17 protein-coding genes are annotated in these 17,898 nt (G+C 66.9%); 1 reads left to right on the forward strand and 16 read right to left on the reverse strand.

Annotated elements, in window-relative coordinates; translation table 11 throughout:
• Positions 1-2: 2 nt before the first annotated feature.
• Genes NX774_RS11340 through gspG form a run of 8 tightly spaced genes read right to left on the reverse strand, consistent with a single transcriptional unit; the run spans position 3 to position 7,653 of the window.
• On the reverse strand, positions 3-1,916 hold the full coding sequence (locus NX774_RS11340) for a secretin GspD/PilQ domain-containing protein (RefSeq protein ID WP_258822281.1): 1,914 nt from the start codon (positions 1,914-1,916) through the stop codon (positions 3-5).
• Positions 1,917-2,438 carry a hypothetical protein gene (locus NX774_RS11345; RefSeq protein WP_258822282.1) on the reverse strand — a complete coding sequence of 174 codons (522 nt, stop codon included), beginning with the start codon at positions 2,436-2,438 and terminating at the stop codon, positions 1,917-1,919.
• Complete coding sequence (locus NX774_RS11350; protein WP_258822283.1) at positions 2,435-3,004, reverse strand: hypothetical protein; 570 nt, start codon at positions 3,002-3,004, stop codon at positions 2,435-2,437. The genes NX774_RS11345 and NX774_RS11350 overlap by 4 nt, the downstream gene beginning before the upstream one ends.
• Positions 3,001-3,546: a hypothetical protein gene (locus tag NX774_RS11355; RefSeq protein ID WP_258822284.1), complete on the reverse strand. Its 546-nt coding sequence runs from the start codon at positions 3,544-3,546 to the stop codon at positions 3,001-3,003. Before NX774_RS11355 ends, NX774_RS11350 begins: the two co-directional genes overlap by 4 nt.
• A complete protein-coding gene (locus NX774_RS11360; protein ID WP_258822285.1) occupies positions 3,543-4,349 on the reverse strand; it encodes a hypothetical protein in 807 nt (268 codons plus the stop codon). Before NX774_RS11360 ends, NX774_RS11355 begins: the two co-directional genes overlap by 4 nt.
• Complete coding sequence (locus NX774_RS11365; RefSeq protein WP_258822286.1) at positions 4,342-6,024, reverse strand: GspE/PulE family protein; 1,683 nt, start codon at positions 6,022-6,024, stop codon at positions 4,342-4,344. The genes NX774_RS11360 and NX774_RS11365 overlap by 8 nt, the downstream gene beginning before the upstream one ends.
• Positions 6,021-7,208 carry a type II secretion system F family protein gene (locus NX774_RS11370; RefSeq protein WP_258822287.1) on the reverse strand — a complete coding sequence of 396 codons (1,188 nt, stop codon included), beginning with the start codon at positions 7,206-7,208 and terminating at the stop codon, positions 6,021-6,023. The genes NX774_RS11365 and NX774_RS11370 overlap by 4 nt, the downstream gene beginning before the upstream one ends.
• A 13-nt stretch (positions 7,209-7,221) precedes the next feature.
• Positions 7,222-7,653 carry a type II secretion system major pseudopilin GspG gene (gene gspG / locus NX774_RS11375; protein WP_258822288.1) on the reverse strand — a complete coding sequence of 144 codons (432 nt, stop codon included), beginning with the start codon at positions 7,651-7,653 and terminating at the stop codon, positions 7,222-7,224.
• 496 nt (positions 7,654-8,149) lie between these two features.
• Between gspG and NX774_RS11380 the strand changes: the two genes are divergently transcribed.
• On the forward strand, positions 8,150-8,452 hold the full coding sequence (locus tag NX774_RS11380) for a hypothetical protein (protein ID WP_258822289.1): 303 nt from the start codon (positions 8,150-8,152) through the stop codon (positions 8,450-8,452).
• A gap of 6 nt (positions 8,453-8,458) precedes the next feature.
• Here NX774_RS11380 and NX774_RS11385 read toward each other — a convergent pair whose 3' ends face one another.
• From NX774_RS11385 to NX774_RS11420, 8 genes are all read right to left on the reverse strand, one after another.
• Entirely contained in the window at positions 8,459-9,490 is a 1,032-nt protein-coding gene (locus NX774_RS11385) for a TIGR03790 family protein (RefSeq protein WP_258822290.1), read from the reverse strand.
• An 81-nt stretch (positions 9,491-9,571) separates the two neighbouring features.
• Positions 9,572-10,279, reverse strand: coding sequence for a PEP_CTERM-anchored TLD domain-containing protein (locus NX774_RS11390; RefSeq protein ID WP_258822291.1), 708 nt, complete (start codon positions 10,277-10,279; stop codon positions 9,572-9,574).
• Between the two features lie 88 nt (positions 10,280-10,367).
• Positions 10,368-11,786, reverse strand: coding sequence for a mannose-1-phosphate guanylyltransferase/mannose-6-phosphate isomerase (locus NX774_RS11395; protein ID WP_258822292.1), 1,419 nt, complete (start codon positions 11,784-11,786; stop codon positions 10,368-10,370).
• Positions 11,783-12,946, reverse strand: coding sequence for a nucleotidyltransferase family protein (locus NX774_RS11400; protein ID WP_258822293.1), 1,164 nt, complete (start codon positions 12,944-12,946; stop codon positions 11,783-11,785). Before NX774_RS11400 ends, NX774_RS11395 begins: the two co-directional genes overlap by 4 nt.
• A gap of 20 nt (positions 12,947-12,966) precedes the next feature.
• Positions 12,967-13,965 carry a UDP-glucose 4-epimerase GalE gene (gene galE / locus NX774_RS11405; protein WP_258822294.1) on the reverse strand — a complete coding sequence of 333 codons (999 nt, stop codon included), beginning with the start codon at positions 13,963-13,965 and terminating at the stop codon, positions 12,967-12,969.
• A 116-nt stretch (positions 13,966-14,081) separates the two neighbouring features.
• Positions 14,082-14,825, reverse strand: coding sequence for a WecB/TagA/CpsF family glycosyltransferase (locus NX774_RS11410; RefSeq protein WP_258822295.1), 744 nt, complete (start codon positions 14,823-14,825; stop codon positions 14,082-14,084).
• Positions 14,825-15,943 carry a non-hydrolyzing UDP-N-acetylglucosamine 2-epimerase gene (gene wecB / locus NX774_RS11415; protein WP_258822296.1) on the reverse strand — a complete coding sequence of 373 codons (1,119 nt, stop codon included), beginning with the start codon at positions 15,941-15,943 and terminating at the stop codon, positions 14,825-14,827. The genes NX774_RS11410 and wecB overlap by 1 nt, the downstream gene beginning before the upstream one ends.
• Before the next feature lie 3 nt (positions 15,944-15,946).
• Positions 15,947-17,896: a heparinase II/III family protein gene (locus NX774_RS11420; RefSeq protein WP_258822297.1), complete on the reverse strand. Its 1,950-nt coding sequence runs from the start codon at positions 17,894-17,896 to the stop codon at positions 15,947-15,949.
• Positions 17,897-17,898 lie beyond the last annotated feature (2 nt).

Raw genomic sequence — 17,898 nt, forward strand, 5'->3', positions numbered from 1 at the left:
GATCACTTCACGTCGGCTGCGTTCGGGGCCGGCATCTGCGAGACCGGGACCTCCGGTACCGCCGCCGGTTGCGGCGCGCCCGCAGCGCCCGCAGGCCCGCGCGGGACCGGCGCAGGAACCGGGCGGGATGCAGGCACCGCGGCCGGCACCGAAGCGGTGACTTCCGGACGATTGCGGAAGCTCGCATCAGTGCCGGCGGCGAAGATGGTGGCGTCCGACGGCGGGCGCACGATGTTGCGCACCAGGTGGGGCGTGATCGACAGGACGATCTCGGTCTTGTCGCTGGAATCGTTGGTGCTGCCGAACAGGCGGCCGAGCAGCGGCACGTCGCCCAGCAGCGGCAGCTTGCGACCGCTCTTGCGGTCTTCGTTACGGATCAGGCCCGCCAGCACCTGGTTCTCGCCGTCCTTCAACTGCAGCAGCGTGGCAGCCGAGCGCTTGCCGATGCGGTACACGGTGCTGCCGGACTTGGTGGACATCGAATCGATCACGTTGCTCACTTCCAGCGAGATCTTGATCGCCACTTCGTTATCCAGGTGGATGGTCGGCTCCACGTTCAGCGTCAGGCCGACGTCGGCATAGGTGACCGATTCGGACGCGAAGCCGCCCACGCCGGGCGACACGGTGGTGGTAATGATGGGCAGCTTTTCGCCGATGACGACGTTGGCCTTTTCCTTGTTACGCACGCGGATGCGCGGGTTGGCCAGGACGTTCGAGTCGCCGTCATCGTTGCGCGCGTTGAGTGTCGCGGAAACGCCGGCCACGCCGATGGTGCTGCCGTTGAGGGCACGCAGCTCGTCCAACGTAATCACCCGGCCGTCGCGTGACGACAGCGGCGCGAGCGACAGGCTGTTCGGCCACGCCACGCCCAGCTCGGTGATGCGGCTGCGCTGCACCTCCATCACCTCCACGTCGAGCATGACCTCTGGTTCCGGCACGTCCAGCAGCGTGACCATGCGCGCGGCCAGCTTGATCGCGTCCGGCGAATCGCGCACGATCACCAGGTTGAGCTTTTCGTCCACCACGATGTCGCGCGACTTGAGGATGGGCTTGAGGCTCGCGGCCACGCTCTTTGCCTCGGCATAGGCGAGGTAGAAGGTCTTCACGGCCAGCTCCTGGTATTCCTTCACCTTGGCCTGGTTGTTCGGGTAAATCAGGATCGTGTTGCGGTCCATGACCTGGCGCTCGAGCTGGTTGGTCATCAAGAGGTAGTACACGGCCGCTTCCACCGTGCTGTCCCTCAGGAAGATCGAGGTGCGCGCGTCGGAACGCACGTCCTTGTCGAACACGAAGTTCAGGCCCGAATGGCGAGCGATGACCTCGAACACCTGGCGCAGCGGGGCGTCGCGGAACTCGAGGCTGATCGGCTTCCTGTACACGGCGGCGAGGCCTGCTTCGGCGGGCGGCACCGCCGTCGCGTCCTTCACCTTGTCCATCAGTGCGAGCGCGCCCGGATGATCTGGCCGCTCGGCGAGGATATCGTCCAGCTTGGCACGCGCGGTGTCGTAGTCCTTCTTGGCCATGGCCTCGGCAGCGGCGGCCAGGCCCAGATCCTGGCGGCGCGCGCCCTCCACGCGGCGCACGCCGGCACGGGCGCGCTCGTTGGCCGGCGCGAACGCGAGCACGCGCTGGTAGCTTTGCTGCGCCTCCTTCAGCTTGCCGGCGGCCAGATCGCGGTCGCCCTGTTCGAGCAGGCGCACGGTGGCCGCGTCCCGCGCGTGCAGGTAGGTGAGCTTGTACATCGCGTTGGTGGGATCGGCGGCTACGGCCTCGCGATACTTGAGCAGCGCCTCCTCCACCTGGTCGTGCGCGATCAGGTCATTGCCCTCGCGGTAGGCGCGCTGCGCGGCGCAGCCGGCCAGCACGAGCGCGGCCAACAGCAGTGCGAAGTAGCGGAAAACAGGATTACGAGCCATTTAATCGAACACTCCAATGTTGACCTGCTGGGCCTGGTTCAGCGGCAGGTAGGTCAGGGTCATCAGCGGGGGCCGGATCGCGTCCACGCGGTAGGCGCCGTCGATCACGTCCTTGTCGCGCACCAGATAGGTCTGGTCGCCGCGCGCGAGGTACACCTCCCATTTACCCTCGTCCAGCGACTTGCCGATCACGGTGAACGGCAAGGGCGGCGCCTGTGGCGGGGGTGGCGGGGGCGCCTGCGCCGGCGGGGGTGGCCGGGGCGTCCAGTTGCGCGAGCCGAAGGCATCGCCGGCGCCGGCGTTGAAGGAATCGCTGGCGCTCCCGATGAGGGCGTCGCGTGGCTGCAGCTGCATGATCGCCACGTCGGCCGTGGCCGGACGGGCAGCCCGGCTGGCGGCGGGCGCCGTGGTGGCGCGCGCGACCGGTTCCACCACTTCAGCCGGCGGGCTGGTGTCGCCGAACAGCGCCAGGGCGGCGGCGCCGATCAGCGCGGCAGCGAGAATGGCATGGCGCGGGTTCATCGTCCCTCCCCTTCCGCCGGCTCGCCCAGGTAGAGCGTAAAGCGCAGGCGCGCCTCGACAGTCGGGTCGCCAACCGCGTCGCGATGAAAGCCGATGTCATCCAGCGACGCGAACGGGATCGCCTGCAGCGACTGGAGCGCAAAGTCCCAGATCGCGCTGTAACTCCCCTTGACCGGAAGCGCGACCTGGTAGCTCCACACCCTGGCGTTCGGGTCGAAGACTTCACGATATTCGCCCTTGCTGAGCACAAGGCCCGCCTTCGACGCGAGGGCGAACAGGGTCCTGACCTGCTCGCCCGCATGCCTGCGCTCGCCCAGCGAACGGTAGAACAGCACCATGTTGTCGTTGGCCGGCGCTGGCGCCGCCTTCGATGCCGGCTTGGGCAGCACGGCCATGCGCTCGGCCAGTTGCTGCCTGCGCTCGAGCAGGTTGGTCGCCTGCGCGAGCCACGCCAGCGCCCCGGCGCACGCGAGCAGCAGCACGACCGACACAATGCCGACGGGGCCGATGCGGCCAAGTAGCAGCCGCGCGCGCAAGCCAAGGCCGGCCATCTCGATACGGGTCATGGCTGCCTCCACTGCGCGTCGAGCTGGAAGCGGATCGGATGGTTCGGGTCCTGGTCGTTGATCTCGTGCCGCGTGAGTGACACGGCCAAGAACCAGTCCTGGGCCTGCATCTGTTCGACGTAGGCGATCATGTCGTCGCTGTTCTTCACCTCCGCCGTGATGTGCAGCACGCGCTTGCGGGCATCCGGTTCGAGCGCCAGCAAGGCGACCGCCGGCGGCGTGGCGGCGGCCACGGCGTCGTGCAGGCCGCGCCACGGCAGGTTCAGCTGCATAACGGCTGCGTTGATGGCGGCGGCGCGCTCCGGCGCCACCTGCGGCACGCTGGCCGCCGTTTTCAATGGCGCGGGCGACTGCTGGCGCGCATGCAGGGACGCAGCCAGCAGTTCGTAGCGGCGCAGCGCATCGACGTACTTGACGGCGGCGACGGCGACCACGGGCAGCAGGCAAAACGCCACCAGCGCCGCGACGCGCGCCATGCGCGGGGTACGGTACAGGGTGCGCCTCAGGCTCGGCGCTGCCAGGTCGATGTCCATCTTCCTCATCGCGCGCTCCCGATGCAGGCGATGCGCGCCAGGTCGGACCTGCCACCTGTCCCGCGGTCCAGCAACGTGCAGGCATACTTGAGCTGCCCCTCGTGGCTGGCCCAGCTTTCCGGCGCCGGCCCGCACACCTGCAGCCGTTCGGGCCGCTCGATGCCGACGCGCAGGGCTTCGCGCGCCACATGGCTGTCCAACCAGTCGCGGCCAGCGCCGTGCGGCGCGACCGCGGACCGCACCGCTGCCAGCGCTGTGTTCTGGTACAGGGCCAGGGTGAGCACCGATCCCTGCAGCAGGCCGAACCAGGCGCCCGGCGCGCGAACCCGCCGCCACTGGTTGAGCGCGGCGACGAATTGCGGGACGACTTCGACCACGTGGCCGCCGTAGTCGAGAACCGCCGCCTCGACCGGGTCAAGCAGCGATTGCGGCACGGCCACCGCAAGGAACGGGCCGGACAGATCCCAGTCCGCCGCGATCCTCCACCCGGCCGTACCGGACCCGAACAAGTGCTGGAAGCGCATGGCCGCAGCCGCGTGCAGGTCGGACATGCGCGCGCAGCCCGCTGGCGGCGCCACCTGCCACATCCGCACCAGGTCGTCGGCCAGCACGATCGACACCGTTGACGCAGGTGGTGCAGCCGCTGCCAGCAGTTCGCGCACGGCGGCCACGATTTCGGCATCGCCGGCAGCGGCAAGCCTGCGCTCGGCCAGCAGCTCGGCCAGGCCAGGGCGCCAGGCGCGCGTGCGCGCAAGCGCCACGCCGCTGCGGGCGACGCCGATGCGCAGGTGCTGACCCAGGCCTTTAAGCATTGAGCGTCACCCGTTTGATTTCGTCGAGCGTGGTGGCGCCGCGCCGCACCAGGTCGAGCGCGGCCAGGCGCAGGCTGCGCGTGCCGTTGGCCTGCGCGGCCGCCTTGATGCGGCGGATCGGCTGCTTGTCCACGATCAGCTCGCGGATCTCGTCGTTCAGCGTCAGTATCTCGGCAATCGAACGGCGTCCCTTGTAGCTGGTGCCGCGGCAGTCGCCGCAGCCAGTCCCGCGCATGAAGCGATAGTCCCCCACATCGGCACGGGCGAGCCGTACGCTGGCCAGCTCGGCATCCGTCGGGGTGTACTTCGCGGCGCAGTGCGGGCAATTCATGCGCACCAGGCGCTGCGCCCAGATGCCATTGAGCGCAGAGACGAACGCGTACGGGTCGATGCCCATGTGGGTGAAGCGGCCGAACACGTCGAACACGTTGTTCGCGTGGACCGTGGTGAGCACCAGGTGGCCGGTGAGCGCGGACTGCACCGCGATTTCAGCAGTCTCGCGGTCGCGGATTTCGCCAACCATGATCTTGTCCGGGTCGTGGCGCAGGATCGAGCGCAGGCCCTTGGCGAAGGTCAGCCCCTTCTTCTCGTTCACCGGGATCTGCAGGATGCCCGGCAGCTGGTATTCGACCGGGTCTTCGATGGTGATGATCTTTTCGCGCCCGGTGTGGATCTCGGTGAGCGCGGCGTACAGCGTGGTGGTCTTGCCCGAGCCGGTCGGGCCGGTCACGAGCAGCATGCCATACGGTTCCTGCGCGAGCGTGCGCAGGCTGGCCAGCGATGCCTCGTCAAAGCCCAGCGCCTCCAGCGTGAGCGAGCCGTAGGCCTCGATCATGGCGCGCTTGTCGAGGATACGGATGACCGCGTCCTCGCCATGGATACTCGGCATGATGGACACGCGCAGGTCGATCTCGCGCCCGCCCGATTCGACACGGAAGCTGCCGTCCTGCGGCACGCGGCGCTCGGCGATGTCCAGTTCGGCCAGCACCTTCAGGCGCGAGATGATGTGCTCGGCCAGCTCCACGCCGCCGACCGTGGTCACGTGGTCGAGCACGCCGTCCACGCGGTACTTGACAGCGATGCCGCCGGCGGTGCTCTCCAGGTGGATGTCCGAAGCGCCGGCCTTGAGCGCGTCGTACAGGGTGGAGTTGACCAGCTTGACGGCGGGGCTCGCGGCCTCGGACACCGAGGCGAACGACAGCACCTGTGCCACGTTGCCGTCGCGGTGCGCATCGAGGTCGCCGCCGTCGAGGGTGTCCACGGCGCGTGCGGACTCCTCCTGCTTGGACAGGTAGGCCTGGATATCGGCCTGCAGCGCCAGGCGCAGGTGCAGCGGATCGCCCGCGCTGGCGCCGGCCATCGCCGACAGCCAGGTTTGCAGGTCGAGGTCGAACGGGTCGGCGATCACGCCGGTGAGCACCCCGCCCGCGTCGCGCAGCAGCACGCAGTGGCGTGCCAGCGCCTGCGCCAGCGGAAGCAGGTCGAATGCCGGCTGCTGGCCGAACATCTCGGCCGTTTCCATCACCGTGAGGCCGAAGGGCTCGGCGAGCGCGCGCACCAGCTGGCGCGGCTCCATGCCGCTGGCCGCCAGCAACTCCACCACCAGCGGGCGCTGCGACTGGCGGCTACTGGCGCGAGCGCGCTCGATCAGCGAAAGGTCCAGGAGCGGGCTCACGACATGTCCCCCGCAAGGTCGAAGATCGGCATGTACAGCAGGATCACGATGGCGCCCACGACCAGGCCGATCGCGGCCATCAGCAGCGGCTCGAAGGTGCGGGTGAAGCGGTCTATCCAGCGGCTAATTTCGCCGTCGTAGAATGCGGCGGACTGCGTGAGCATCGGCCCCATTTCGCCGGTGCGCTCGCCCACGCGCAGCATGCGCAGCGAGATGGGCGTGGTCAGGCCGTTCGATTCAAAGGCTTCGGACAGCGGGCGGCCTTCGCGGATCACGCCACGGGCCGCAGCCAGCGACTGCGCCACCTGCCGCGACACCATCGGCTGGACTGTCTCGATGGCGTTGACGATGGTGATGCCCCCCTCGGTCAGCATGCCAAGCGTGAGGTACAGGCGCGAGAGTTCGTAGATGCGCACGCGCTCGCCCACACCAGGCACACGCGCCAGAAGACGGCCAGCGCCACCTTGGCGCAGCATGCGGCGCAGGCCCAGCGCGGCCGCCGCCACAACACACACGGCTGCCACCGCCACGCCGGCGCCATGCCGCGCCGCGAACTGGCCCCAGTCGAGCATCAGCTGCGACATCCACGGCAGGTTGCGGCCCGCGCCCTGGTACACCTCGGCAAAGCGCGGCACCACGTACATGATCAGGAAGGCGCTCACGCCCGCGCCAACGCACATGAGGATCAGCGGGTAGATCGATGCGCTGACCACCTTGGATCGCACCAGGTCCACGCGCTGCTGGTATTCGATGTAGCGCGCCAGTGCGCGCGGCAGGTCGCTGGTGCCTTCGGCCGCGCGCACGATGCCAACGTACAGCGGCGGGAACAGGTCGGGCTGCGCGGCCAGCACGCTGGAAAAGCGCTTCCCTTCGCGCAGGCCCGCAAGCAGGCGTTCGAGCACGCAGCGCGACGCAGGGTTGGATTCTTTTTCAAGCAGCGCCTCAAGGCCCTCGACGATGCCAAGACCGGCATTGAGCAGCGCCAGCAGCTCCTGGCTGAACAGGACGAGCGACAGCTTGCGCCCGCGCTGGCGGGCCAGGCCGGCGGCGCGGGCCGGCTCGATGGCGCTGACTAACAGGCCGCGCGCCTCGACCTGGCGGCGTGCGTCGGCCTCGTCGAGCGCGTCGACGACGACGCTGGCGATGGACATGTCTGGGGCAAGGGTACGGACTGCAAACTGCATCGGTGCTACGGCCTCACTGCGAGCTGATGTCGGCGTCCTCGCCGGTGCCGCCCGGCTGGCCGTCCTTGCCGGTCGAGATGATGTCGTACTCGCCCTTGCTGCCGGGCGCGCGGTATTGGTACGCGCGGCCCCATGGATCGAGCGGAATGCCCTTCTTCAGGTACGGCCCGTTCCATTTGCCGGCGGCGCTGGCCGGCGCAGCGATCAGGGCGGCCAGCCCCTCTTCGGTGGTCGGGTAGCGGCCGACGTCCAGCCGGTAGGTATCCAGCGACTTTTCGAAAGACTCGATCTGCGCCTTGGCGATGGTGACTTCGGACTTGCCCAGTTGCGAGAAATACTTGGGACCGACGTAGGCGGCCAGCAGGCCGATGATCACGATGACCACCAGCAGTTCGAGCAAGGTGAAGCCGGGCTGCGCGCGGCGGCGGGCGGCAATGGTCGGCATGGCGACTCCTGAATGTTGCTTAAATGAAAAAAACCGAAAGGCTATCACGGCCTGTGACGCCGAGGAAGGCAGCAACGCCAGTTGCGGCCTCAGCTGACTACGAATACCCCAGTTGTGGGGGCAAATAGTTGAGCAACCGCAAATTCTCGCCGCGGTCGGCTTGGATGAGCAGCATATTTACAAATGACGACAATCGGTGAAAGAACGAGGAATTTGCGGTCCGCCGCCCTGCGGGGCACGCGATCGCGCAAGGAAAACAGGCAGGCAGGGGCTCGATTGTTAAAGAATCGTCGCCCGGATGCCACATTGACGTTCAGTTATCTGATTCCGGACGGAAAACAATTTCCTCCGATCATCGTTCAAAATCATCGATCTGCCGCGATCTGTGTTTCAATTGTTCAATATTTCCGTTAAACCAACGAAATAATGGTTGAGCTGCGGAAAATTTCCTGACTACAATGAGCCTCGTTACTGACGAGTTCGCCTCACTGATATCATGAAATTCCTAGCCCGCTCCCTCGCTGCCGCCGCCCTCGCAACCCTGCTGACCGCCTGCGGTGGCGCGGACCCCGCCACCGAAACCACCATCGTCCAGACCGCCGCCGCCGTGCAAGCCGTGGAGGTGCCCGCCCAGGCCGCCGTCCAGGGCACGCCGCCCGTGTATGGCCCGAACCAGCCACAGCCGGACTGCGCACCGGAAGGCTGCCGTGGCCTGCGCATCATCGACGCCAATGCCGAGGCTTACCGCCTGGAAGCCATGCAGCGCAAGCAGCTTGAGTCGGCCCAGCCGGAAGCCTAAGCCCCCTCAGCGCCGCCGATACGGCGCGGCCAGCGGTTCGCCGACGAATACCCCCTGCGTCGGCCACGCCACACTCTTCCAATACGCCTCGATCGCGGTGTTGCCCTGCACATAGTGCTTGAGCAGCACCGCCGGATTGGGGAATTTCTGCCAGTAGTTGCAGGGCTCGCTCACCGTGCCGTAGCTGGCCGTCGCGCCGGCCTGCAGCCAGCGCAGGATGCTCATCTGCCCTTCCCCCAGCAAGTCGCCGCCCAGCGAGGTCAGGTGGTCGGCCAGTGCGCCCGGCAGGAACCGGATTGTGTCGAGCTTGTCCACCCGCGCCACGCCGGTCTGGTAGATCATCACGTCGTTCACGCCTTCGAGCGCATCGGCCTGCAGGCGGCGCGTGACCAGCTTGCGGGAATCGAAGCGGCCTTCGGGCGGGAAGAACGTGGCGCGAGAATTGCGCGCCTTTTCGGACGTGGTCAGGTAGTAGGCCGTGGCCGGGCGCAGCTTAAAGCCGCTCGCCACGCCGCGGTCGATCAGCGCCTTGGCCTCCTGCACCGATTCGGTCGGCAGCAGCATCGACAGGCGCATGTCCAGGTCGGTGTACGGCCGCGACGAGGTGGAATTGAAATACGGGCTGGGACGGCTGGCGCCGCAGATGTTCTCGCACTGGGCCGCGTCGTAGCCGAGGGTGTAGGCGGCCGTGATCGAGTTGCAGCGTACCGCGTACGGCGCGGTCCAGATCATCAGCACGGCCTGCACATCCTTGCCAAGCTTGCCGTCGATTTTTTCCTTCAGTTCCGCGAAGCGCTCCGGGCTGATCTGGCGCGGCTTGCCGGGAATGCGCACGTGCACCACGTTGGCCGCGGGGATGTTGCGGCGCTTGCGGTAGTAGGCGCCCACCGCCACGCTATTGGGCTCGTCGTCGTTGATGACGATGGCCAGCTGCTTCGGCTGCAGCGCCCCAGCGGCAACGAACTGGGCGTTGGCGCCGCCGGCGCAGGAGAACAGGGCAAGGAACAGGATCAGGCAAGTGCGCAGGGCTCGTGTCATGGGCAGGTTCTGGTCGCTGGACGAAAAAAAAACGGAAGCGAGCGCTTCCATTTCATCATGCCACAGCTTGCGGCAAAACCATTACACGCCGGCGGGCCTGCGGCGCCTTGCAAGCGTTGCGATCAATCCCAGGCCAGCGATCAGCATGCCGGCCGACGCCGGCTCGGGAATCGGCGAGACGGCGAACAGCTGCAGCGCGTCGATGTGGAAGAACTGGCCGCCGACCGAGCGGTCGATGATGCTCTTGCCCTCGTCCAGCGGGTTGCCGTAGCTGACCTGCCAGGACAAGGCGGCATCGAGCCGGTCGTTCACGAACAAATCCGGGCCGGCGCCAAAGGTAGGGCCATGGTCGGCCGCATTGAAGGTCTGGCGTGAGCCCTGGCTGGGCAGCACATAGGTGGCCGGCACCTGGCGATACACCGCCGGATCGGTCATGTTGAAAAGGAAGGCGGTGCGCTCGGAGTCGGGCATGGTCACGTGCCAGCCATCGCTGCTGGACCAGCTTTGCGGGTTGTAGCCGCCAATCAGCCACGATGCGCCGGCGGTGTTGCTAACCTGGAGCAGCGTGAAGGTCGGCCCCTTGCCGTCCACGGCGTCGTGCAAGTCGAGCGAGGTGTTGCCCGGGTTGCCGGTGAAGATGGCGGTGAAGGCCATGTCGCCTGCGCCCAGCCAGCGTTCGAGCTGCGCCTCGCGGCTCGGGTCGAGCAGGCTGGGACCGGTCACGCCGGATTGGGCGGCGGCGTTGGCACAGGCCAGTGCCATCGCGGCGGCGGCAAGAATCGTCTTCATGATGGGCCTCCCATCGGATCTCGACGATTTCATTGTATCGCCGCGACGGGAGGCGCACCGCACGGTTGGCTAGCGCGCCAGCGAGCCGCTACGCGCGCTTGTAGATATCCTCGAAGCGGACGATGTCGTCTTCGCCCAGGTAACTGCCCGACTGCACCTCGATGATGTGCAGCGGCACCTTGCCCGGGTTTTCCAGACGGTGGTTCATGCCGATCGGGATGTAGGTCGATTCGTTCTCGGACAGCAGGCTGACCGTCTCGCCACAGGTCACGCGGGCCGTGCCCGAGACCACCACCCAGTGCTCGGCGCGATGGTGGTGCATTTGCAGCGACAGTTTTTCGCCAGGCTTGACCGTGATGCGCTTGACCTGGAAGCGCTCGCCCGCGTCGATGCCCTCGTAGTGGCCCCACGGGCGGTACACGCGGGTGTGGTGCAGGTGCTCGGTGCGCGCCTGCGACTTGAGGTGATCCACCACCTGCTTGACGCGCTGCACCTGGTCCTTGTGGGCGACCAGCACCGCGTCCGGCGTTTCGACCACCACCAGGTCCTTGACGCCGACCACCGCCACGATGCGGCTTTCGGCGCGCACCAGCGAATTGGTCACGTTATCCAGGTACACGTCGCCGCGCTGGGCGTTGCCGTCCGCGTCGCGCTGCTGCACTTCCCACAGCGCCGACCACGAGCCGACGTCGTTCCAGCCGATGTCGGCCGGCACCACGACCGCGTCGCGCGTGCGTTCCATCACCGCATAGTCGATCGAATCAGACGGGCTGGCAGTGAAAGCGGATTCGTCCAGGCGGCAGAAATCGAGGTCGCGATAGCCGGTGCGCACCGCGGCTTCGGCCGCCGCCGCGATTTCCGGCTTGAAGCGCTCCAGTTCGGCCAGGTAGCGCGATGCCTGGAACATGAACATGCCGCTGTTCCAGTAATAGCCGCCGTCGGCCAGGAAGGCCTCGGCCGTGTCGCGGTCGGGCTTTTCGACGAAGCGCTCCACCGTATAGCAGTCGTCCACCAGCGGCAGCGGTTCGCCGCGGCGGATGTAGCCGTAGCCGGTTTCCGGGGCGTTGGGCACGATGCCGAAGGTGGCCAGCGAACCGCGCTGTACCAGCGCCCAGGCGCGGCTGACGGCGGCCTGGAAGGCATCGCGGTCCTCGACCACATGGTCTGCCGGCAACACCAGCATGACCGCGTCGGGGTCGATCGACTGCAGGTAGTGGGCGGCGGCGGCCACCGCCGGGGCGGTGTTGCGGCCGACCGGCTCGAGCAGGATGCCCAGCGGCGTGACGCCGATTTCGCGCATTTGCTCGGCCACCAGGAAGCGGTGATCGTTGCCGCACACCACGAGCGGGGCCATCAGCCCGGCCCAGCCAGCCACCCTCAGGGCGGTTTCCTGCAGCATGGTCTTGTCCGAGACGAGCGGCAGCAGTTGCTTGGGCAATACTGCGCGCGACAGGGGCCACAGGCGGGTTCCGGCACCGCCGGAGAGGATGACTGGGTAGATTTTCATGCGGTTGCTTTCTCTAAACTTGCAGAATCGTTGGCGACTTCCTTGCGGCTCATGCGGCGCCGGTCGCGCGCATTGAGCCATTCCTCGGAGCGGTATTCGGACGCGTGCTTCATCTGGCCCGCGCGGTCCACGCTGTAATCTTTAAACACGATCATCTCGTGCAGCGTGACATCGTTCAACACGCGAGTATATTCGAACAACACGCTTCGCACGATTTCCGCCCCTTCACAGATGTGGCTGCCATGGCCGATCCAGGTGGGTCCGACGATGGTCACGCCCGGCTCGATCTTGACGCCCGAGCCGATGTACACCGGCCCCTCGATGCGGGTGCCGTGCCAGTCGATGCTGGTGTTCAGGCCCACCCACAGGCCCGGCTCGATCTGGATGCCGGGCACGTCGAAATTGTTGACCTCGCCGGTGAGCACGTTTTGCAGCACTTCCCAGTAGTCGCCCACGCTGCCGATGTCGAGCCAGTTGAACGGGCGCTTTTGGGCGTAGAACGGCAGGCCCTTTTCGGCCAGCAGCGGGAACAGCTCGGAACCGATGTCGAACGGCACGCCGGACGGGATCATGTCGATGACCTCGGGCTCGAAAATGTAGATGCCGGTGCTGATGAAATTGGACAACGCTTCTTCCTGCTTCGGCTTTTCCTGGAACCGGGTGATGCGGCCGTCCTCGTCCGCGACCACCACGCCGTAGGACGACACCTTGTCCCACGGCACCTCGCGCGTGATGACGGAGGCCAACGCGCCGCGCCGCCGGTGCTCGAGCAGCGCGGCCTTCAGGTCCAGGTCGATCAGCGCGTCACCGCACAGCACGATGGTGGTGTCGTCGAAGAAGCCGCCGAAGTCCTGGATCTTCTTCATGCCGCCGGCCGAACCGATGGGCTCGGCCACGACCTCGCCGCTGTCGGTGGTGTAGCCCTCGAACGAGTAGCCGATCTGCACGCCGAACTGGTGTCCTTCGCCGAAATACTCCTCGATCTTTTCGTGCAGGTGACTGACATTGACCATGATTTCGGTGACACCGTACTTGTGCAGGTGTTCGACCAAATAGGCCATCACGGGTTTGCCCAGCAGGGGAATCATCGGTTTCGGCAGGTCGTATGTGAGCGGGCGCACACGGGTGCCCTTGCCTGCCGCAAGAATCATTGCTTTCATTAGACCGTCCTTATGACCAATTACTTCGGTGTTGTCTGGTAGTGCCAAACGTCGGCACACATTTGCGCGATATCGCGCTCGGCGGTCCAGCCCAACTCGTCGCGGGCGCGGCTCGGATCGGCGTAGCATTTCGCGATATCGCCCGGACGACGGTCAACGATTTGATAGGGAATCTTGCGGCCTGAAGCTTGTTCGAAAGCGCGCACCATCTCCAGCACGCTGTTGCCGCGCCCGGTCCCCAGATTGTAGGTAACTATGCCAGGACGTGTCGCCAGCTTGTCGAGCGTCTTCACGTGGCCGATGGCCAGGTCCACCACGTGGATGTAGTCGCGCATGCCGGTGCCGTCCGGCGTCGGGTAATCGCCGCCGTACACGTTCAGCTTCTCGCGCACGCCGGTCGCCACCTGCGCGATGTACGGCACCAGGTTGTTCGGGATGCCGCTCGGCTCCTCGCCGATCAGGCCGCTCTCGTGCGCGCCCACCGGATTAAAGTAGCGCAGCAGCGCGATCTGCCAGTCGGGCTCGGCCTTGTGCAGGTCGCGCAGGATGTCCTCGATCATCAGCTTGCTGCGGCCGTAGGGGTTGGTGGCCGACAGCGGGAAGTCCTCGCGGATCGGCACCGAGGCCGGGTCGCCGTACACCGTGGCGGACGAACTGAACACGATGGTCTTCACGCCGTACTTGCCCATGGTTTCGAACAGCACCACGCTGCCCGAGACGTTGTTGTCGTAGTAGCGCAGCGGCTGTTCCACCGATTCGCCCACGGCCTTCAGGCCGGCGAAGTGGATGACGGCATCGATCGGGTATTTGCGAAACACCGCTTCGAGCCCCAAGCGGTCGCGGATGTCGACCTGTTCGAAGACGATGGGTTTGCCGGTGATTTTCTCGATGCGGTCCTTGACCGAGGCCTGGGCGTTGCACAGGTTGTCCACGACCACGACCTCGTGGTTGGCCTTGATGAGTTCGACGCAGGTGTGGGAACCGATATAGCCCATACCGCCGGTGACCAGAATTTTCATCTCTATCTCTCTCGTAATGGTGGTAGGGTGGGCACTCGTGCCCACGCGGAGACACGCGGCGCGTATGGCGGCGTGGGCACGAGTGCCCACCCTACGGGAATTGGTTGACCAGGCGGCTACGATCTTCGTGCCGCCTCCTTGATGAACAGCCAGATGAAGGCCATGTCGTCGATGAAGTAGCGGCGGAACATGCGGCGCGGCTCCTGCAGGAAGCGGTAGAACCATTCCAGGCCCGACTTCTGCATCCACACGGGCGCGCGCTTGACGCGCCCGATCGCCACGTCGAAGGTGCCGCCGACACCCATCGCGAACGGGATCTTCATTTCGGCCTGATAGCGGCCGAGAAATTGCTCCTTCTTCGGCGAGCTGATCGCAACGAACAGCAAATCGGCCCTACTGTCGCGGATCTGGCGCGCGACGTCAAGTTCCTCCGCCTCGCCCTTCCAGTAGCCGTTGCGATAGCCGGCCAGCACCAGGCGCGGATACTTGCGCTGGTAGGTGTCGGCCACCTTGCTCACGACTTCCTCGCGCGCGCCCAGCAGGAACACGCGCCAGCCCTTTTCGCCGGCGCGCTGCATCAGCGCCTCGAACAGGTCGACGCCGGCGACGCGCTCCTTGAGCGGCTTGCCGAGCAGGCGCGAGGCCCACACCACGGGCATGCCGTCCGCATTGATGAGCGCGCATTCGTTGATGATCTGCCGCAGCGCGGGATCGCGGCTGGCCTTGACCAGCTTGTCCACGTTCACCACCACATGCTGGTGCGGCTGGCCGGACTGGATGAACTGCTCGATGCGGCCGAGCGTTTCCTCCATCGACAGGTTGTCGACCTGGCAGCCCATCAACGTGATGCGCTCTCCCATCAGACCTCCTCGGCCAAAATGGCGACGATGCGTTCGGCGGCCTTGCCGTCCCACAGGTAGGGGCGGCGGCCCTGCTTGCCTTCGCCGCGCAGCACCTTGCGCGCCTCGCGCACGATGGCGGCCGGGTCGGTGCCGGCCAGCACGTTGGAGCCCTCGTCCACCGTGACCGGGCGCTCGGTGTTCTCGCGTATCGTCACGCACGGCACGCCCAGTGCGGTGGTCTCTTCCTGCAGGCCGCCGCTGTCGGTGAGCACCACCGCCGCGTCCTTCCACAGGTTGAGGAAGGCCATGTAGGCCTGGGGGCCGGCAAGCGTGATGTTGGGCCCCAGGTCGATGCCGAACTTGTCGATGTTGGCGCGGGTGCGCGGGTGCACCGGGAACACCAGCGGCAGCTCGGCGGCAATCTCCTTGAGCGCGCCGGCGATGCGGGTGAAGGTGGCGGCGTCGTCCACGTTGCTGGGACGGTGCAGCGTGACCACGCCGTAGCGCGCGCCCTGCTCCGCCTGCCGGGCCTTGAAGTCACTGGTCTCGAAACCGGAGGTGTCCGAGCGCGACAGTTTGTCGGCCTGGAACAGCACGTTGTCCACCATGACGTGGCCGACGTAGTGGATCGCGCGCTCGGGCTTGCCCTCGCGCCGCAGGTGCTCCACCGCAGAAGGCTCGGTGACGAAGAACCAGTCCGAGATGCTGTCCGTGACCAGCCGGTTGATCTCCTCGGGCATGGCCATGTCGCCACTGCGCAGGCCCGCCTCGACGTGGGCGACGGGGATGTTCAGCTTTTTGGCGACGATCGAACAGGCCAGCGTGGAGTTGACGTCGCCCACCACCAGCACCGCGCCGGGACGCTCGGCCGTGCACAGTTCCTCGAAGCCGACCATGATTTTGGCGGTCTGCTGCGCGTGGCTGCCGCCGCCGGCAGCCATGAAGACGTCGGGCTGCGGGATGCCCAGCTCTTCGAAAAACACGTCGTTCATGTCGCGGTCGTAGTGCTGGCCGGTGTGGATGATCTTGAAGGTCAGCCTGTCCTGCGCCTGGAGGGCGCGCACGATCGGCGCGATCTTCATGAAGTTGGGACGGGCACCCGCGACGAGGTAAAGTAGCTTGTTATCGTTTTGCATGTTCTAGATGAAGTTGATGGTGAAGCGGCATTCAACCGGCACTGCGGACGATACCGTTGTGATACGAAGTACGTCGCACGGTTCCTTTGCCTCGTAGCTACGCGAGATCCAGCCGAGCGGCGGATGCTCGGCCCCGCGCACCAGTTCCAGCTTCAGGTCGGCGCCAACGGCCTGCATCTGCAGCGTGAAGCCCTTGCCGCGCGCGGCCAAGCCGGTGCTGGTCAGGCGCACGTTCAGTTCCGGCGCAAAATGCCAGAACAATTCGACCGCGTGCGGCCGGCGCGCCGCCACTTCGTCGCGCACCACCAGCGTGTTGCTGGCGCCATCGAAGCGCACGCTGCGCACATGGCGCACCGGGTCGGCCAGGCGCTGGTAGCCGTCGTGCGAGCCGCGGAAATCGAAATCGTGCGGCGACTGCGGCATGCGCTCGATCGCGGCGCGGGCCTTCTTCAGCCACATGAAGCGCCCGCCGGAAACGGACTGGTCCAGCCCGTCGATGCGCACCGTGTTGTGCGCCGCCGTGCCACGGAAATAATCGCGCCACTTCTGCGCCTGCCAGTACGAATAGGTACCGGGATCGACCAGGCACTCTTCGCCCGCCACTGACAGCGTGAGCGCGAGCGCGTCGGCGTGGCCATGAGCGGCGATGCCGAGGTAGCCGAGCGGGCCGCAGTCGAGCATGCCCTTGATTTCGCGTGCGGTGCCGAAATTCGAGCCAAACAGCAGGTAGCCGCCGTCGGGGAAGGCCCAGGCGGTTTCGGTCTCGTGCGCGTCGACGTCCGGGCGCGGGCCGGGCAGCGCGTGCAGCAGCCAGCGCGCGCCGGGATGCGCGTGGCTGCCGCCGCCGAACACCGCGTCGCCCAGCGCCAGCAGCTGGGCGGCACGACTGGCGCCGGTGGCGTCGAGCCGGAACACGGCGCCGTCATCGGCGTCGCCCACCATCGGCACGTGGCCGCCGACGTCCATCACAGAACGCAGGAAACGCAGCGCGCGCTGCAGCACGCCCCAGTAGTTGCGCGAGAACGGCTCGCCGCTGGCCTGGCCCAGGAGGCCCGCCACGAACAGGAACTCGCTCGAAAACACGTGGTAGGCAAAGGCCTGCTCGCGGTTGACGCCGTCGCGCGCGAACTGGGCCTGGGCCTCTATTTCGAGTTCGCGCCGGGCCTGCTCGCGCCAGCCGTGCGATGCGCGCCAGCACGGCCAGGTGCTCGACGCCACGTACAGGCCGGCCAGTTCGCCGATCAGGTGGTTGTTGGCCGACGAGTGGCGCGACAGGTGGCGCGCAATGCTGCGGCAGTGGGCGTGGATGCTGGCCAGCCAGTCGGCGCGCAGGCGCTCGCCCTCGTCGCCCGCGAACAGCGGCCCGGCCTCGCCGCCGCACAGTTGCCAGGCCAGGCTCCAGTTGATCAGGCGAATGCCCAGTTCCAGCGAGCTGGTCCAGTTGGGGCCGGTCGATGGCGGGCACTGGTCGAGCCAGCTCCTGAGCTGGCCGGCCAGCGCCCTGGCCCAGCGCTCCTCGCCGGTGAGCGCCCAGGCCTGGGCCAGCCGCACCAGGTGCAGGTGGCGGTTCAGTTCCCAGATGTGCTTGATGTCGCCCACCTTGTCGCGGTCGGTCACCTGCAAGTCGCCGGCGAAGATGGACGGCGCGGTGACGCCGCTGTCGGGGTCGCGGTTCCAGGCGGGCGGCGCGCCGACGTCAAAGCGGCGGTCGGCGAACAGCAGCACGTGGCCGGCAAGGATGCGTTCGGCGTCGTCCAGCAGTGCCGCGCGCTCGGCCGCATCCAGCGCCGGCGCGCCCTGCAGGCGCAGGGTCAGCGCGCGCGGCAGCGGCGGCGGCGCGCCCGCGTCGATGCGCTTGCCCAGTTTGGTCACCGCCGCCTGTTGCACCCGGTAGCCCACCTCGGCCACGGACATGCAGCGCAAACGGTTCACCAGCCACGTCATGCGTGCCATAC

Source organism: Massilia agilis, assembly GCF_024756255.1.
Taxonomy (GTDB): Bacteria; Pseudomonadota; Gammaproteobacteria; order Burkholderiales; family Burkholderiaceae_D; genus Telluria; species Telluria agilis.

What these genes read in the sequence shown, in the direction of transcription:
- NX774_RS11340 (WP_258822281.1), bottom strand. Translation starts at nt 1,916, where the DNA reads ATGGCTCGTAATCCTGTTTTCCGCTACTTCGCACTGCTGTTGGCCGCG.
- NX774_RS11345 (WP_258822282.1), bottom strand. Translation starts at nt 2,438, where the DNA reads ATGAACCCGCGCCATGCCATTCTCGCTGCCGCGCTGATCGGCGCCGCC.
- NX774_RS11350 (WP_258822283.1), bottom strand. Translation starts at nt 3,004, where the DNA reads ATGACCCGTATCGAGATGGCCGGCCTTGGCTTGCGCGCGCGGCTGCTA.
- NX774_RS11355 (WP_258822284.1), bottom strand. Translation starts at nt 3,546, where the DNA reads ATGAGGAAGATGGACATCGACCTGGCAGCGCCGAGCCTGAGGCGCACC.
- NX774_RS11360 (WP_258822285.1), bottom strand. Translation starts at nt 4,349, where the DNA reads ATGCTTAAAGGCCTGGGTCAGCACCTGCGCATCGGCGTCGCCCGCAGC.
- NX774_RS11370 (WP_258822287.1), bottom strand. Translation starts at nt 7,208, where the DNA reads ATGCAGTTTGCAGTCCGTACCCTTGCCCCAGACATGTCCATCGCCAGC.
- gspG (WP_258822288.1), bottom strand. Translation starts at nt 7,653, where the DNA reads ATGCCGACCATTGCCGCCCGCCGCCGCGCGCAGCCCGGCTTCACCTTG.
- NX774_RS11380 (WP_258822289.1), top strand. Translation starts at nt 8,150, where the DNA reads ATGAAATTCCTAGCCCGCTCCCTCGCTGCCGCCGCCCTCGCAACCCTG.
- NX774_RS11385 (WP_258822290.1), bottom strand. Translation starts at nt 9,490, where the DNA reads ATGACACGAGCCCTGCGCACTTGCCTGATCCTGTTCCTTGCCCTGTTC.
- NX774_RS11390 (WP_258822291.1), bottom strand. Translation starts at nt 10,279, where the DNA reads ATGAAGACGATTCTTGCCGCCGCCGCGATGGCACTGGCCTGTGCCAAC.
- NX774_RS11395 (WP_258822292.1), bottom strand. Translation starts at nt 11,786, where the DNA reads ATGAAAATCTACCCAGTCATCCTCTCCGGCGGTGCCGGAACCCGCCTG.
- NX774_RS11400 (WP_258822293.1), bottom strand. Translation starts at nt 12,946, where the DNA reads ATGAAAGCAATGATTCTTGCGGCAGGCAAGGGCACCCGTGTGCGCCCG.
- galE (WP_258822294.1), bottom strand. Translation starts at nt 13,965, where the DNA reads ATGAAAATTCTGGTCACCGGCGGTATGGGCTATATCGGTTCCCACACC.
- NX774_RS11410 (WP_258822295.1), bottom strand. Translation starts at nt 14,825, where the DNA reads ATGGGAGAGCGCATCACGTTGATGGGCTGCCAGGTCGACAACCTGTCG.
- wecB (WP_258822296.1), bottom strand. Translation starts at nt 15,943, where the DNA reads ATGCAAAACGATAACAAGCTACTTTACCTCGTCGCGGGTGCCCGTCCC.
- NX774_RS11420 (WP_258822297.1), bottom strand. Translation starts at nt 17,896, where the DNA reads ATGGCACGCATGACGTGGCTGGTGAACCGTTTGCGCTGCATGTCCGTG.